Genomic DNA, 15,661 nt, shown 5'->3' on the forward strand with positions numbered 1-15,661 from the left:
AAAGGCACCGTCACCCCACCGCTATGGCGGCTAGGCGGCTATTTCCGCGCCTTGCCGCCCTTCGCCTCTGCGACCTCGTCGAACAGGCGGTTGAAGCTGGCGACGGCGGCGGCGGGGCCGTCCTTGTGGTTCCACACCCCGCCGATCACGGCCAGGAAATCCGCCCCGGCCTCGACCAGCGGCCGGCAGTTCTCGACCGTGATGCCGCCGATGGCGACCACCGGCACTTCCATCAGATCGGCCCACCAGCGCAGCAGCTCGATATCGGCCTGGGTCTTGGCCTGCTTGGTGCTGGTCGGGAAGAAGGCGCCGAAGGCGACGTAATCGGCGCCCTGTTCGGCGGCACTCATGGCGAGATGCCGCGAATCGTGGCAGGTGACGCCGACGATGGCGTCCGGCCCGACAAGCTGGCGGGCCTCGGCATAAGGCGTGTCGTCCTGGCCGACATGCACGCCATCGCAGCCAAGCTCGGCGGCAAGCGCGGGATCGTCGTTCAGGATCAGCGCCACATCGTGATTATGGCAGATCGGGCGCAGCCGCTCGACCGCCTTGCGGATCACGGAATCGTCGGCCGGGATATCGCCGGTCTTCAGCCGGAGCTGCAGGCAGGCGACATCGCCCGCCTCCAGCGCCTGACTGAGCCGGTCGGGGAACGCCGCCAGATCGATCTCCGGCGGCGTTACGAGATACAGCCTGGTGCGAATGGTCAGGCCTTCCCCTGATAGATCTTCACGATGCTGTCCAGCATCGCCAGCGCTTCGGCGCGCGGACGCTGGAAAGTGTTGCGGCCGATGATCGAGCCGGTGCCGCCGCCATCGCGGATTTCGCGGATTTCGTTGTACAGACCGTCCAGATCCTTCGCCTCGCCGCCGGAGAACACCACCAGACGGCGGCCGTTGAAGCAGGACTGCACGACGTGGCTGACCCGCTCGGTCATGGTGGCGATGGGGATCTTCTTGCTCTCATAGACCTTCTTGGCGGCCTCCAGCTCCAGCGCTGACGTCGGCGGCTTCACCTTGATGATGTGGGCGCCGAGCAGGGTGGCCATATGTGCCGCGTAGGCGCAGATATCGACCGCCGTCTCGCCCGGCTTGGACAGGTTGCCGCCGCGCGGATAGGACCACATGACCACGGCGAGGCCGACCGACTTGGCTTCCTCGGCCAGCTCGCGGGCCTCTTCCATCATGTCGAAGGCAACGTCGGAGCCCGGATAGATGGTCAGGCCGATGGCCGAGCAGCCGAGCTTCAGCGCATCGCCGATGGAGCCGGTGACGGCCTGGTCCGGGGCGTCCTTCTCGCGCGACAGCGAGTTGGAGGAATTGACCTTCAGGATGGTCGGGATCTGGCCGGCAAAGGTATCGGCGCCGGCTTCCAGCATGCCCAGCGGCGCGGCATAGGCCGACAGGCCGGCATCGATGGCCAGCTTGAAATGGTAATGCGGGTCATAGGCCTCGGGGTTCGGCGCGAAGCTGCGCGCCGGGCCGTGCTCGAAGCCCTGATCGACCGGCAGGATGACCAGACGGCCGGTGCCGCCCAGCTTGCCCTGCATCAGGATGCGCGCGAGGTTGGCCTTGGTCCCCGGCGAATCGGATTCGTAATTATCGAGGATCTTCTTGACGCGCTGGGTCATCTTCATCGGGCGAAATCCTTTCGGGATGCTGCTTCTTCGGGCGCGTCGCGGCCAGTATCTGACACGAGCTTTCGGCGCGACGGCGGTATCGCGCCCACGAAATAGCCGATACGCCCCGCTTTTGCAATCTGGGCCGGCGTGTCGGGCGGGAGACGCATCAGCGATTTGCGGGCCGTTCTCCTGCCAGCCAAACGCGCAGATCGGCGGGCTTGTTCCGGCCGGCGGCGGGGTCGAGGGCCGGCGGTGCCTGCTCCAGGATGGTGGCGCCCTGCCTCTCGGCGATGCCGCGCAGCCGCGCCAGGGTTTCGGGATTGCCGGTGAAGACCAGCGCCTTCGCCCCCTGACGCAGGGCCGCCAGCGCGAAGCCGGGCCAGGGGCCGCAATCCAGCAGCGCTGCGAAGCGTGCATCCGGGCGTTCTTCGGCGGCGGCCGCGACCAGCGCCTGCCAGAAGCCGGCCCCCATCGTGCCGGCGGCGCCCGGCGGGCTCAGCAGCGTTACCGCGACGCCTGCCTCGCCGGCCGCATCCAGCACGGCCAGCGCCTCGGCCAGGGTGCGGACGATGACGGCTGTTTGTTGCTGGGGAGAGGGGGGCGTCATGATCTGCGCAGGGTAGCTGATATACGGTCTTGCCGCTTTGTCTTTAGGACCTGGCCCTGCTAGCGTCGAGACAAAACAAGAAGCGGGAGGAAGGGCCGGCATGGCCGATCAAGCTGCGGAAACCAGCATCGAGCGGCCCTATGGCTGGCTGGTCGTCATCGCCTCAATGGCGATGGTGTCGATGGCGTTCGGCGCGATGTACCTGATTGTCGTCGGCATGGTGCCGGTCAGCCAGGAGATGGGCTGGCCGCGCAGCGTGCCGTCGCTGGCGAACGGGCTGAACTGGGCCGGCGCCGGGCTGGGCGGCGTGCTGATGGGCTGGTTCGCCGACCGCCACGGGCCGGGGCGCAGCGCCATCATTGGCGGCTTCTCGCTGGCTGCCGGCTGCATTCTCGCCGGCAGCATGCAGGGCGAATGGTCGCTTTATACCGCACATTTCCTGCTGCTCGGCATCTTCGGCAAGGGCGCCCTGATGGTGCCGCTGCTCAGCAACGCGACGCGCTGGTTCGACCGCAATCGCGGCTTCGCGCTGGCCGTGGTCGGCAGCGGCCAGTCGATTGCCGGCATGGTGCTGCCGCCGATCTTCCGCTACGCCATGGACGAGGCCGGCTGGCGCAATGTGATGATCGGCTATGGCATCGCCTGCCTCGCCGTCATCCTGCCGCTGTCGCTGCTGCTGCGCCGATCCGCCCCGGCCGCGCCGTCCGAGGCTGGCGGTGATGCGGTGGCCGTGCCGCTGTCCACACCGCTGGCCACCCCGCTACCGGGAGACGATGCCGTTGCCTTCGTGCGGCGCGCGGTGCCGTCGCTCAATCTCCTGCATGTGCTGCTCTGCCTGGCGATCATCGGTTGCTGCGTGGCGATGGCGATGCCCATCGTGCATCTGATGTCGCACGCCATCGATCTTGGATTCTCCGCCGCGCGCGGGGCCGAGATGCTGTCGCTGCTGCTGGCCGGCGGCTTCGTCAGCCGCCTGGGTTTCGGCCTGCTGGCGGACCGTATCGGCGGGCTGCGCACCATCCTGATCGGCTCGATCGGGCAGGCCGCCACCCTGTCGCTGTTCATCTGGATCGACGGCTTGACCGGCCTGTATCTATCGGCGCTGGCCTTCGGCCTGGCCTTCGGCGGGCTGGTGACGACCTACTCGCTGGTCGCCCGCGAGCTGTTCCCGCTGGGCGAGGTCGGCTGGCGGATTGGCGTGATCCTGCTGTGTGGCACGCTGGGCATGGCCGGCGGCGGCTATCTCGGCGGGCTGGTCTATGATCTGGCCGGCAGCTACCGCATCGCCTTCCTGACCGGCGTCATCTTCAATCTGGGCAATCTCGTCATCGTGCTGGGGCTGCTGTTCCGGCTGCGCCCGCTGGCGTCCGGCGCGATGGAGCGGGCAAGCTGAAATACCCTGCCCAAATCCCCCCATGCTCGAATACGTATGTGCATAAATAATAAGATAAAAATTGAAGGTTAATTTCCCTAAATGGAAGCAAAGAGTAACCTCTTTTTAAAGGTGAGCGAATAAGGTTAAAAACCAGAAGAGATCAAGGAGGGGTTCATGCGCGTCGTTTCGAAAGCTGCCGCTACCGTTCTGGGTACGGTTCTGGGCACGGTTCTGGGGCTGGGGTTATTCGCCGCCAGCCCGGCGCCTGCCCTTGCCGCGGCCTCCGGCGTCTATGCCGATCGGATCGTGGTCGGGCAGAGTGCCCCGCTGAACGGCACGGTCGCCGAACTGGGGATGGCGATGCGCGAGGGGCTGCTCGCCGCCTTCAAGGAAGCGAATGACGCGGGCGGTATTCAGGGCCGCAAGATCGAGATGCTGACGCGGGACGATGCGTATCGCGCGGACCGGGCGCTCGCGAATGCCGAGGAACTGATCCTGACCGAGGGCGTCTTCGCGATGATCGGCTCGGTCGGCACGGCGCCATCCATGGCCGCCATGCAGCTGGCGAATGACATGGGCATTCCCTTTATCGCCCCCTTCACCGGGGCGCCCGCGCTGCGCCAGCCGGACCTCGATTACGTGATCAATATCCGCGCTTCCTACGATCAGGAAGCCGAGGCCTGGATCGAACGGCTGACCGCCGATCTCGACACCAAGCGCATCGCAATCCTGTATCAGGATGACGCTTTCGGAATTTCCGGCGTGATGGCGGTGCGGAAGGCGATGGAGAAGCGCGGCCTCTCGCTGGTCGCGGAAGGCAGCTACTACCGCAACACCACGGCGGTGAAGACGGCGCTGCTGAGCCTCCGCAAGGCTGATCCGGAGGCGGTGCTGATCGTTGGCGCCTACCGTCCGGCGGCGGAATTCATCAAGCTGGCGCGCAGCCTGGGGATGGACCCGCGCTTCCTGACCTCCTCCTTCGTCGGCGGCGAGGTGTTCTCGCAGGCGCTGGCCGCGCAGCGCACCGGCGTGATCGTCACGCACGTCATGCCGTTGCCGCAGGACGAGACACTGCCCCTGGTGCAGCAATATCAGGCGGCCCTGAAGGCGATGAGCGAAAAGGCGCGGCCCGATACAGTGTCGCTGGAAGGTTATGTCGCCGGCCGGCTGTTCCTGGAGGTGCTGCGCAACATCGAGGGCGAGCCGACGCAGCGCGCCTTCATCGATACGCTGTACAAGGTCGGCAGCTTCGATCTGGGCGGTTTCACGCTTAGCTTCGGGAAGGGTGACAATCAGGGGTCGGATGCGGTCACGGTGACCGTGATCCAGGATGACGGGATGCCGCGGCAGGTAGAAAACCTGGCCGGTGCCGGCGGCTGACGGAACAGTCTAGTAAGGACGGGAAGCGGGTCATGACGGAAACGCACGAAAACAGGAATGGCGAGATGGAAGCCGAGACCGTGGAAAATGCCGAGACGGCTGCCGAAACCTCGCCCCGCAAGCGAAGCCGCGGGCTTGGCATCCGCGAGAAGCTGCTGCTCGCCTTTGGCGGTGCCGCGATCATGACGGTGCTGGCCGGCGGTGTCGCCTGGCTGTCCTTCGAGCGGGTGAAGGTCAGTCTGGCGACCATCACCGAGGAAGCCGTGCCGATGTCGGAAAGCGCGCTGAAGATCGCCGCCGACGTGAACGGGTTCCTGGCGGTGGCGCCGGCGCTGCAGGCCGCCGATACGGAGGCGCGGCGGCAGGAGGCGCGGGCCGCGCTGGACGAGCGAACGAACCTGCTGAATTCCGATATCATCGATCTGGCACGGGTGCTGGGCGAACCCGGCGAGGAGCAGGTCCAGGGGCTGCGCACCAGCGTCGAGACGCTGGCCAGCCGGCTGCACAAGATCGACCAGATCGTGAAGGACTCGCTGGGCATCCAGCGCAAGCGGATGGACATGGTGGACGAGGCCAACCTGGCCCATAGCGGCATCCTGTTCGATGTCGATCCGAAGGTGGAAAAGGCCCGCACCGGACTGGTCGCCGCCGCCGAGGAGGCGACCACGAACAGCGGCAAGACGATCACCGACCTGCTGGAAAACCAGGTTGGTGCCTTGCGCGCCGCGCTGGAGGTGAAGGCCGAGGTGAACTCGCTGCTCGGCATCTATACGCAGGTGGCGACGGCGCAGGACGCCACCCATCTGCGCCCGCTGCGCGACCAGTTCGACGCCACGGCGCGGCGGATCGCGCCCAATCTGGAAAAGCTGTGGGATCTGGGCAGCGGCGCCAATGTGGTGATGCTGGTCGAGGAGCTGATCGCCAAGGGCAAGGACGCCAACGGGCTGTTCGAGAGCCGCACCAAGGAACTGACCGGCTCCGATTTCCAGGAGCTGGAGGCGATGCGCAGCCGGCGTGTCGAGCTGATGCGCGAGCTGCTGGAACTCTACGAGAATCTGACCCTGGCACTGGTCACGCTGGTCGATGATACCGGCTTCGACCTGGTGCTGAGTTCCGAGGTCACGATCGCGGATAACAGCTTCATCATCACCCGGCTGATGGAGAAGGATGTCGGTATCCTGCGCGCCCTGCTGTCGATCCAGGGCGAGGCCAATCTGCTGGCCGGCGTGCTGGCGGCGGCGTCGAACGAAACCCGGCTGTCGGAAATCGACACGCTGTCGGGCCGGTTCTCCGGCGCGGTATCGCGCGTGAACGGCTATCTGGAGGAGCTGGAGAAGGGCGAGCAGGACGTCTCCATGCTGTCCGGTACGGTCGAGATGCTGGTCGATCTCGGTGCCAGCGAGAATAATCTGTTCGAGCTTCGCCGGCAGGAGCTGGAACTGGCCAACCAGGCGGTGGAGGCGTTCGAGGCGGCGAAGGTCCAGGCGACCGCGTTGCAGTTCGCCGTCGATGCGCTGGTCACTGAAGCCTCGGCAAAGATCGAGGATGCGAAGGCGGCCACCAACGAAGTGATCATGGCCAGCACGACGGCGATGCTCGTCATCGTCGCTGCCAGCATCATCGGCGCCGTGCTGCTGGGGTGGCTCTATGTCGGCCGCGCCGTCGTCGGCCGGCTGCTGCGCCTGACCGGCGCGATGGAATCGATCAGCCAGGGCGACCTGTCGGCCGAGATTCCGAATACGGGCCGGGATGAGATTGCCCGCATGGCGGCCGCGCTTGCGGTGTTCCGAGACAATGCCCTGGCGCTCGAGGAAAGCCGCACCGCCGCCGACCGGGAGCGCCGCGAGGCGGCCGAGGAACGCCGGCAGATGATGATCCAGCTGGCCGACGATTTCGAGGAGAAGATCGGCGATGTCGTGAAGGCGGTATCGACAGCCGCCAACGGCCTGAAGAATTCGGCCGAGAGCATGGCCCACACGGCGGAGGAGACCCGCACCCAGGCAACCACCGTCGCGGCGGCCTCGGAAGAGGCCTCCAGCAATGTGCAGACCGTCGGCGTGGCGGCCGAGGAACTGTCCAGCTCGATCAGCGAGATCGGGCGCCAGGTCAGCGAATCCGCCACCATCGCCCAGCGCGCGGTCAGTGCGGCCGAGCGCACCAATGGCACAGTGCAGGAACTGATGAAGGCGGCGCAGCAGGTCGGCGAGATCGTGCAGCTGATCCGCGGCATCGCCGAGCAGACCAACCTGCTGGCGTTGAACGCCACCATCGAGGCGGCCCGCGCCGGCGAGGCCGGCAAGGGCTTTGCCGTCGTGGCCTCGGAAGTGAAGAACCTCGCCAACCAGACCGGCAAGGCGACCGAGGATGTGTCCGGCCAGATCGAGGTGATGCAGGGCACCACGGAAGATGCGGTGAACGCGATCACCGAGATCGCGACCATCATCAGTGAGATCAACGAAATCTCCACGGTCATCGCCTCGGCGGTTGAGGAGCAGAATGCCGCCACCCAGGAAATCGCCCGCAATGTGCAGCAGGCGGCGTCCGGTACGCAGGAAGTCAGCTCCAACATCGTCGGCGTCAGCACTGCGGCGGAACTCAGCGGCACCACGGCGCACGAGGTGCTGAACTCCGCCAACGACCTGATGTCGCAGAGCGAGCGGCTGCGCAATCAGGTCGATCAGTTCCTGGCGCAGGTGCGCACCGGCTGACCGGTTCCGCCCTGGACCACGACCAAAAAGCCCTCCCGGCAGCACCGGGAGGGCTTTTTCTTATGGTGTGATCGGGCGTTGACAAGCCCCGCTTTAGCCTGCAGTCTTGCTATTGCGAGTTATTCGCAAGTAAAGTTCGAAACGCACACCCTGCGAAACCTACATTCTGCGAAACCTACACAAGGAGACAGGCTATGAGCGTCATGCGCCACGCTTCCGTGCCGGGGCCGGCACAGCCCGGCCTCGAAGGCTACCGGCCGGTCCAGACGATTCCGGCAACCCAGCGCGTCCTCGACAGCGGCGATCTGTTCACCGCTGGCCGCGAGGTGCTGATCCAGCATGCCGAGGAATTCTACCGGCTGCGGCTGACGCGCAAGGGCAAGCTGATCCTGACGAAATAGGTTTCGTCACCGATTCCGGAGTCGGAATGGCTCTGCCTGTCAGGCCCGGGCTTGTTGCGGCCGGGGGTGGCGGATTGCGGTGCCGCGCCGCGTTGATTGCGCGGGGTATGCTTTGCGCATAGAATAAAGCGGTTATGTGGAGCGGCGAAGACGTTTGGCCGCCGTTGAGTGACGCAGATTTACCTTCGTTCCCGACGAGTCCGCATGCACTTGCGAAGGTGTATCGTCGCGGACGCGCGGCGATGAAGGAGAATGATTATGAGTACTGGCATTGTGAAATGGTTCAACCGCACCAAGGGCTACGGCTTCATCCAGCCGGATGATGGCGGGGCTGATGTGTTCGTGCATATCAGCGCGGTTGAGCAGGCCGGGTTGGCCGATCTGCCCGAAGGGCAGCGTCTCAAATACGACCTGGAGCAGGGCCGCAACGGCAAGATGTCGGCGGCTGCCCTCAGCCTGGCCTGACGTCGGGAACATATCTGTACCGGGAAGGCGGGCCATCGGGCCCGCCTTTTCTGTTCAGGACCCGTCCTTTTCAGGGCTCGCTCAGCCCGTAGCCGCGCAGTACATCGCGGAAATCCGGCGCGCGCATGGTGTCGAGCAGCAGCCGGCCGATGGCGTTCACCATCTCGGCGCGCCGGGCATTGCCGATGACGGTCTGGCTGTAGCGCTGGTCGGGCGTCTCGCCGATCAGCAGCGTCTCCTTCATCTCCGGCACTTCGGCCAGCAGCCGTTTCAGGAACACATCGTTCAGCACGGCGATTTCGGCTTCGCCGTCGAGCACCGCCTGCAGGCCGTCGCCCGGCTCCGCCGTCTCCAGAATGTCAAAACGGCGCGTCGCGCCGTTCGTCCCCATGCCGGTGAAGCCGTAATGGAAGCCGCTGACGATGGCGATGCGGCGCTTGGCCAGATTGGCGAAGAAGCTCTGGTCGCGGTCGGGCTGCGCCAGCGCCACATAGATTTCACTGCCCTCATGCAGCGTGTCGCCGGTGGCGATATTCCCGCGTGGCCAGCCCCAGTCCGGACTTTCGAAGGCGATCAGGTCGAATTTGCCGCCGCTGAGGCCACTATAGCGCTGCTCCGCGACGGTCGGCACGAAGTCCAGCCGGTAGCGCGTCTGCGCCTTGTTGGTTGCGGCGATCAGGTCGAGGGTCAGGCCGCCTGGCTGGCCGTCGATGACCTCGACGAAGGGCGGAAAGGGATAGCCGCCGATGCGGATGGTCTCCGCGGCCAGGGCGGTCGTCGCAGAACCGGACAGCCCGAGAAAAGTAAGCAGCGCTATCCGCGGAATGATCGTCATGGCTCCAAGGCTCTTGCGTCCCGTTGCTGTAACCGTACCCATCATGCGCGAATTCTATTGCGTTGGCGATAGGGGGGCGTTGGCGACGGGGCGGCGATCGGCTGCCCCCGATTGTTACAAGGCATCGGGAAAAATTTCATATTTTTGCTTTCAATAAAAAATCCTGCGAAAAAATTACCGGAAAAAGGCATTGAATCAGATAGTTGGTGATTAATTTCGCTGAGCGTTCGAACAGTCGGCGGCAGATCTGCCGGTTCCCGGCTAAGTATCGGGCCTTACAGGGAAAATTCGGGCTTGCGTGGGGGCATGGTTGGGCATATATGACCCCCCAGAGCGTATTCGCACGTACCAATGGCCCACCGTGGTTAAGTAACGACGTAACGCGTCTCTTTTGGCTCATCTGGCGGCTTTGCCGCTCTGGTCCGAAGGGGTCCTGTTATGATTGCGTCCTGTACCACCGGGGGCTGAGACACCCCCCTGAAAAACGAACCTTGAGCGGTCCCACAGGCCTCCCGCGGAGGGAAGCCGCTGAACCCGCCAAGCACGTCTCACTTCATAGGCTTTCGATAACGCTGCCGTCTCTTGTCTGAGGCGGGAGCGGGCGAGCTTTCGTCGTGACCTGTCCCGCTTGCGGGCAGGCCAGCGGGCTGTTGCACCTTTCCGGTGTGCCGGTTCCGCGCGTGTTTTTGGTGTGTCCAGCTGGGCGCAATTGCTTTTGGGAGTTGGTGCGATGTTCCTTGGTTTCGAAGCGAACCGCGAAATTGCCGGCCTCACGGTCGATGACGTCATTGCCGCCGCCCGCCCGGAAGAGCCGGTGCTGTGCCTGCGTCCGGGCCTGATGGAGGAGACCGCGCGCACCTTCGTGTCGCTGTTTCCGGGCCGCGTCTTCTATGCCGTGAAGTGCAATCCCGATGTCCAGGTGCTGGCCGCGCTGGCCGCCGGTGGCGTTGCCAATTTCGACGTCGCCTCGCTGACCGAGATCGAGACGGTGCGCCGGCTGCTGCCGGACGCGCGCCTCGCCTACATGCATCCGGTGAAGCCGCGCGCCTCGATCCGGGCCGCCTATGCCCAGCACGGCGTGCGCGACTTCTCGCTGGATTCGGTGGAAGAGCTGGCGAAGATCGTGACCGAAACCGGCCATGCCGAGGATCTGGGCCTGTTCGTGCGCCTGCAGCTGCCGAAGGGCAGCGCGGTCTATGACCTGTCCGGCAAGTTCGGTGCCCCGGTGGAGCAGGCGGTCACGCTGCTGCGCGCCGCCCGCGATGCCGGCCAGCGCGTCGGCCTGTGCTTCCATGTCGGTTCCCAGTGCCTGGACCCGTCGGCCTATGAGCGCGCCATCGAGATCGCCGGCGAGGTCATCCGCCTGTCCGGCGTGACGCCCGACGTGCTGGATGTTGGCGGCGGTTTCCCGGTTGCCTATCCGGACGTCGCCCCGCCGGCGCTGTGGCTCTACATGGCGTCGATCAACCGGGCGTTCCGCCGGCTGAATCTCGCGAACTGCGAGCTGTGGTGCGAGCCGGGCCGTGCGCTGGTTGCCGCCGGCACCTCGCTGGTCGTGCAGGTGCAGCATCGCCGCGGGCAGGAGCTGTTCATCAATGACGGCGTGTACGGCACGCTGTCCGATGCCGGCGTGCCGGCCTTCCGCTTCCCGGTGCGGCTGATCCGCGCCGGTGCTGAAGTTGCGTCGACCGAGACGCTGCCCTACGCCTTCTTCGGCCCGACCTGCGACAGCGCCGACCGAATGGAAGGCCCGTTCTGGCTGCCCGCTGACATGCGCGAGGGCGACTGGATCGAGATCGGCCAGCTGGGCGCCTACGGTGCCTGCCTGCGCACCCAGTTCAACGGCTTCGACCGGATCGGCCGGGCGGATGTCACCGACGCGCCGCTGCTGGCGACCGCCGGTCATCCGAATATGGGCCGGGTTGCACCGGGGCAGGTTCAGGCCGCGCCGCGTGTGGCGTCCCGGCCGGCGCGCCGGCGGGCGAAGCTGCGCGCCGTCGCTTGAGTTGGAAACAAAAGTCAGCGCTTATGTGCGGCGGGGCCGGGAACAGGAGCCGGCCCGCATCGAAACTGAACGGAGTATGACAAAGAATGACGGATTATAAGCGCCATACCGCCTTCGGCGGACGCATCGTGATGATCGGCTTCGGCAGCATTGGCCAGGGCGTGCTGCCGCTGATCCTGCGGCATATCGACATGCCGAAGGACAAGCTTGTCATCATCACCGCCGAAGAGAAGGGCAAGGACGTTGCCGAGGCGTATGGCGTGGAGTTCCGGGTCGCCCCGGTGACGCGCGAGAATTACCGCGATCTGGTGGGCAAGGAGATCGGCAAGGGCGATTTCCTGCTGAACCTGTCGGTCGATGTGTCCTCGATCGCGCTGGCCGAGCTGGCGCGCGACAAGGGTGCGCTCTATCTCGACACCTGCATCGAGCCCTGGGTCGGCGGTTATACCGATACTTCGCTGCCGCCCTCGCTGCGCTCGAACTACGCGCTGCGCGAGGAATTCCTGGCGAAGCGCCGGCCGGGCCAGAAGGATCCGACGGCGGTCATCACCCATGGCGCCAATCCGGGGCTGGTGTCGCATTTCGTGAAGCAGGCGCTGCTGAACATCGCCAAGGACACCGGCGTGAAGGCCGATGTGCCGGCCGACCGCGCCGGCTGGGGCAATCTCGCCAAGAGCATCGGCGTGAAGGTCATGCACATTGCCGAGCGCGACACCCAGGTCTCGAACAACCCGAAGAAAGTGGGCGAGTTCGTGAATACCTGGTCGATCGACGGCTTCGTCTCGGAAGGCTGCCAGCCGACCGAGCTGGGCTGGGGCACGCATGAGAAGCATTGGCCGTTCAACGCCAGCCGCCACGCTTTTGGCTGCGATGCGGCGATCTTCCTGAACCGTCCGGGGGCCAGCACCCGCGTGCGCACCTGGACGCCGACCGAAGGCCATTTCCACGGCTTCCTGATCACCCATAGCGAGGCGATCTCGATTGCCGACTATTTCACGGTGACCGAGGACACCGGTTCGGCCAGCGCCGTGACCTACCGGCCGACCGTGCATTACGCCTACCACCCGTGCGACGACGCGGTCATGTCGGTGCACGAGCTGGCGGGCAAGAACTGGGTACAGCAGAAGAGCCAGCGGCTGATGGTTGACGAGGTCGTCAGCGGCATCGACGAGCTTGGCGTGCTGCTGGCCGGCCACAAGAAGAATGCCTACTGGTACGGCTCGCAGCTCTCCATCGAAGAAGCGCGCAAGCTGTGCCCGCACAACAACGCCACCTCGCTGCAGGTCACCGTCGCCGTTCTCGGCGGCATGGTCTGGGCGATGGAGAACCCGGAACAGGGCATCGTCGAACCCGACGAGATGGATTTCCAGCGGGTTCTGGAAGTCTGCATGCCCTATCTCGGCCCGGTTGTCGGGGTCTATAGCGATTGGACCCCGCTGCAGGGCCGTGGCGAATTGTTCGCGGAAGATATCGACCGTGACGATCCGTGGCAGTTCAAGAATGTGCTGGTCGTCTGACCGATAAGGCAGCGACCCGTACACCAGAGTTGTCAACCTGAACCGTACTTTATATGCCGCCTCACCAGCGGTTTGGGAGAGTAGAGAGATGAACGAAAAGATTGCCCGCTTCCTCGCCGAGCGACGAGTCGAGACCCCGTTCCTGGTCGTCGATCTGGACGTCGTGGAGGAAAATTACCGCGCCCTGGCCTCGGCTCTGCCGAACGCCAAGATTTTCTATGCGGTAAAGGCCAATCCGGCGCCGGAGATTCTGAACCGGCTGACCGGGCTGGGGTCGAATTTCGACACGGCGAGCGTGGTGGAAATCGAGGACGCCCTGGCGGCGGGCGCCTCGCCGTCGCGCATCTCCTACGGCAACACCATCAAGAAGGAGACGGACATCGCGCGCGCCCATGCGCTGGGTGTCCGTCTCTTCGCCTTCGACAGCGAGGCGGAGCTGGAGAAGATTGCGCGCGCCGCACCGGGTGCCCGCGTGTTCTGCCGCATCCTGACCTCGGGCGAGGGCGCCGACTGGCCGCTGTCGCGCAAGTTCGGCTGCGAGCCGGAAATGGCGTTCGACCTTCTCCTGAAGGCGGCGGAGAAGGGCGTCATCCCCTATGGCATCTCGTTCCATGTCGGCTCCCAGCAGCGCGATCCGCAGCAGTGGGACGCGGCCATCGCCAGCTGTGCCCAGCTGTTCCAGGATCTGGAGCATCGCGGCATCATGCTGCGCATGGTCAATCTCGGCGGCGGCTTCCCGACCCGCTACATGAAGGACATGCCGACCCCGGCCGATTACGGGCAGGCCATCGATGAGTCGCTGCGCCGCCATTTTGGCAACCGCATCCCGGAAACCATTGTCGAGCCGGGCCGCGGCATGGTCGGCAATGCCGGTGTCATCGAATCCGAGGTGGTGCTGATCTCGCGCAAGTCGGCGACCGACACGAAGCGCTGGGTCTATCTCGACATCGGCAAGTTCGGCGGCCTGGCCGAGACCATGGACGAGGCGATCAAGTACCCGCTGGGCTTCGACCGCGAGCTGACCGCCGAGGGCGAGTCCGTGGTGCTGGCCGGTCCGACCTGCGACAGCGCCGACGTGCTGTACGAGAAGGAGGAGTACAAGCTGCCGCTCGATCTCGCGATCGGCGACCGCATCCGCATCGGCTCCACCGGTGCCTACACCACCACCTACTCGGCGGTGGCCTTCAACGGCTTCAAGCCGCTGGCCTCCTACTACATCTGAGGCAACTGAACGAGAAACCCCCTCGCTGGCGGCAGCGAGGGGGTTTTCTTATGTGCGCCGGAACACCGCCACCAGCTCCAGATGCGCCGACCACAGGAACTGGTCGATGGGCGTGATCCGCTCCAGCCGGTAGCCGCCATCGAGCAACAGCCGCATGTCTCGCGCGAAGGTGGCCGGGTTGCAGGACACCGCGACGACAACGGGCACATTGCTTTTCGCCAATGCCACCGCCTGTGAGCGGGCGCCGGTGCGCGGCGGGTCGAACACCACCGCCTCGAAACGGTCCAGCTCCGCGCCGCTCAGCGGGTCGCCGGCGAGGTCGCGTTTCTCCGTGGTCAGCTTCAGGGCAGCGCCGGCCTTGCGTCCCGCTGCCGCCAGTGCCTCAAGCGCCGGGGCATGGCCCTCGACCGCATGGACGGCAGCACCTTCGGCTGCCAGCGGCAGGCTGAAAGTGCCGCAGCCGGCATAGAGATCGGCGATGCTCTTCGCTTTGCCCACGCCGGCCAGCACGGCATCGCGCAGCGCCGCCTCGGCCTCGGCTGTCGCCTGCAGGAAACCGCCCGGCGGCACGGCTACCGGTATGCCGGCGAAGGAGAGGGTGGCGGCGCGGCGCTCGGCCAGCAGTTCCGGCGTGCCGCCCTCGATGGTGATCGACAGGCGGGCGAGATCGGCAGTTTCCGCGAAGCCGGCCAGCGCTTCGCGCCCGGCGAGGTCCGGCGTCTCCGGCAAATCCAGCAGCAGATCGACGCCGCCATCGAGGCTGAGCAGCGTGGCGCGGGCATTGCCAGCGGCCGGCAGCAGCGCGTCGAGCAGCACGCGCAAGGGCGGCAGCACATCCTGCAAGGCCGGGGCGAGGACCGTGCAATCCTCGATATCGACGATGAAATGGCCGCGATGCTCGTGGAAGCCCAGCACCGTGCCCTGCGCCAGCTTGCGTGCCACCAGGATGGCCCGCCGGCGGCTGCGCGGCGGCACCGTCACCAGTTCGGCGATCAGTTCGGGGTCGATGCCTTCGCGCGCCACCGCTTCCAGCAGCAGCGCCTGCTTGTAGGCGCGGTAGGAATCCTCCGTCATGTGCTGCAGGGTGCAGCCGCCGCAGCGCCCGAAATGGCCGCAGGGCGGCTCGCGCCGGTCCGGCCCGGGCTCCAGCATTTCCAGGATTTCCGCGCGGATGCCGTCGCCGGTTTCCTCGACCGGGCGGACCAGCAGCCGGTCGCCCGGCACGGTCAGCGGCACGAAATAGCGCTTGTTGTCCAGCTGCGCGACACCATCGCCGCGCACGCCCAGCGTCTCTACGGTCAGTTCGAGGGGCGGCGTGTTGGCCGGCAGCTTGCGCGCGGCGCGCGCCGGCTTCCGCCCTGGGCGGCTCTCAGGACGCTTTTCGAATTGGCGTGCGGGAGCACCGGCGGAGCGGGACGGCTGGCCCGATTGCTTGCCCAGTGGATTACGGGGTGGCTGGCTGCGTTTCATGGGCGGAGATATGCGGCCTTCCTGTCTGCCCCGCAAGCGGAAAGGCGTATTTGCA

Annotated in this window: 13 protein-coding genes; 8 read left to right on the forward strand and 5 right to left on the reverse strand. The window is 65.8% G+C overall.

Going from position 1 to position 15,661, the window contains the following annotated elements; genetic code table 11:
• Window positions 1-38 precede the first annotated feature (38 nt).
• From thiE to BKM74_RS04035, 3 genes are all read right to left on the reverse strand, one after another.
• Window positions 39-710, reverse strand: coding sequence for a thiamine phosphate synthase (thiE, locus tag BKM74_RS04025; protein WP_217895440.1), 672 nt, complete (start codon window positions 708-710; stop codon window positions 39-41).
• The gene (locus tag BKM74_RS04030) at window positions 707-1,636 is read right to left on the reverse strand and encodes a class I fructose-bisphosphate aldolase (RefSeq protein ID WP_086464404.1); all 930 of its coding nucleotides are present in this window, start codon (window positions 1,634-1,636) and stop codon (window positions 707-709) included. Before BKM74_RS04030 ends, thiE begins: the two co-directional genes overlap by 4 nt.
• A 151-nt stretch (window positions 1,637-1,787) precedes the next feature.
• Entirely contained in the window at window positions 1,788-2,228 is a 441-nt protein-coding gene (locus tag BKM74_RS04035) for a hypothetical protein (protein WP_086464405.1), read from the reverse strand.
• Window positions 2,229-2,328: 100 nt separating this feature from the next.
• Here BKM74_RS04035 and BKM74_RS04040 point away from each other — a divergent pair, with 100 nt between their 5' ends.
• The 5 genes from BKM74_RS04040 (at window position 2,329) to BKM74_RS04060 (ending at window position 8,557) form a co-directional block, all read left to right on the forward strand.
• Window positions 2,329-3,621 carry an MFS transporter gene (locus BKM74_RS04040; RefSeq protein ID WP_086464406.1) on the forward strand — a complete coding sequence of 431 codons (1,293 nt, stop codon included), beginning with the start codon at window positions 2,329-2,331 and terminating at the stop codon, window positions 3,619-3,621.
• Between the two features lie 156 nt (window positions 3,622-3,777).
• A complete protein-coding gene (locus BKM74_RS04045) occupies window positions 3,778-4,983 on the forward strand; it encodes an ABC transporter substrate-binding protein (RefSeq protein WP_086464407.1) in 1,206 nt (401 codons plus the stop codon).
• Window positions 4,984-5,015: 32 nt separating this feature from the next.
• Window positions 5,016-7,691: a methyl-accepting chemotaxis protein gene (locus BKM74_RS18930; protein ID WP_086464408.1), complete on the forward strand. Its 2,676-nt coding sequence runs from the start codon at window positions 5,016-5,018 to the stop codon at window positions 7,689-7,691.
• Window positions 7,692-7,885: 194 nt separating this feature from the next.
• Entirely contained in the window at window positions 7,886-8,092 is a 207-nt protein-coding gene (gene hemP, locus BKM74_RS04055; RefSeq protein ID WP_086464409.1) for a hemin uptake protein HemP, read from the forward strand.
• 258 nt (window positions 8,093-8,350) lie between these two features.
• Window positions 8,351-8,557 (forward strand): cold-shock protein, encoded by a 207-nt coding sequence (locus tag BKM74_RS04060; RefSeq protein ID WP_086464410.1) that lies wholly within the window; start codon window positions 8,351-8,353, stop codon window positions 8,555-8,557.
• 70 nt (window positions 8,558-8,627) lie between these two features.
• Here the strand turns inward: BKM74_RS04060 and BKM74_RS04065 are convergent, their stop codons facing one another.
• Window positions 8,628-9,392, reverse strand: coding sequence for a transporter substrate-binding domain-containing protein (locus tag BKM74_RS04065; RefSeq protein ID WP_176342388.1), 765 nt, complete (start codon window positions 9,390-9,392; stop codon window positions 8,628-8,630).
• Window positions 9,393-10,122: 730 nt separating this feature from the next.
• On the opposite strand from BKM74_RS04065, the gene BKM74_RS04070 reads away from it, so the two are divergent.
• The 3 genes from BKM74_RS04070 to BKM74_RS04080 all read left to right on the forward strand — a co-directional run bounded on the left by BKM74_RS04070 (window position 10,123) and on the right by BKM74_RS04080 (window position 14,136).
• A complete protein-coding gene (locus tag BKM74_RS04070) occupies window positions 10,123-11,397 on the forward strand; it encodes a type III PLP-dependent enzyme (RefSeq protein WP_086464412.1) in 1,275 nt (424 codons plus the stop codon).
• Window positions 11,398-11,483: 86 nt separating this feature from the next.
• Window positions 11,484-12,914, forward strand: coding sequence for a homospermidine synthase (locus tag BKM74_RS04075; protein WP_086464413.1), 1,431 nt, complete (start codon window positions 11,484-11,486; stop codon window positions 12,912-12,914).
• 88 nt (window positions 12,915-13,002) lie between these two features.
• Window positions 13,003-14,136, forward strand: a complete 1,134-nt coding sequence (locus BKM74_RS04080; protein ID WP_086464414.1) for a type III PLP-dependent enzyme — start codon at window positions 13,003-13,005, stop codon at window positions 14,134-14,136.
• Window positions 14,137-14,184: 48 nt separating this feature from the next.
• On the opposite strand, the gene BKM74_RS04085 is transcribed toward BKM74_RS04080, so the two are convergent.
• Window positions 14,185-15,606, reverse strand: a complete 1,422-nt coding sequence (locus tag BKM74_RS04085; protein WP_086464415.1) for a class I SAM-dependent RNA methyltransferase — start codon at window positions 15,604-15,606, stop codon at window positions 14,185-14,187.
• Window positions 15,607-15,661 lie beyond the last annotated feature (55 nt).

Origin of the sequence: Oceanibaculum nanhaiense, assembly GCF_002148795.1 — a bacterium.
Taxonomy (GTDB): Bacteria; Pseudomonadota; Alphaproteobacteria; order Oceanibaculales; family Oceanibaculaceae; genus Oceanibaculum; species Oceanibaculum nanhaiense.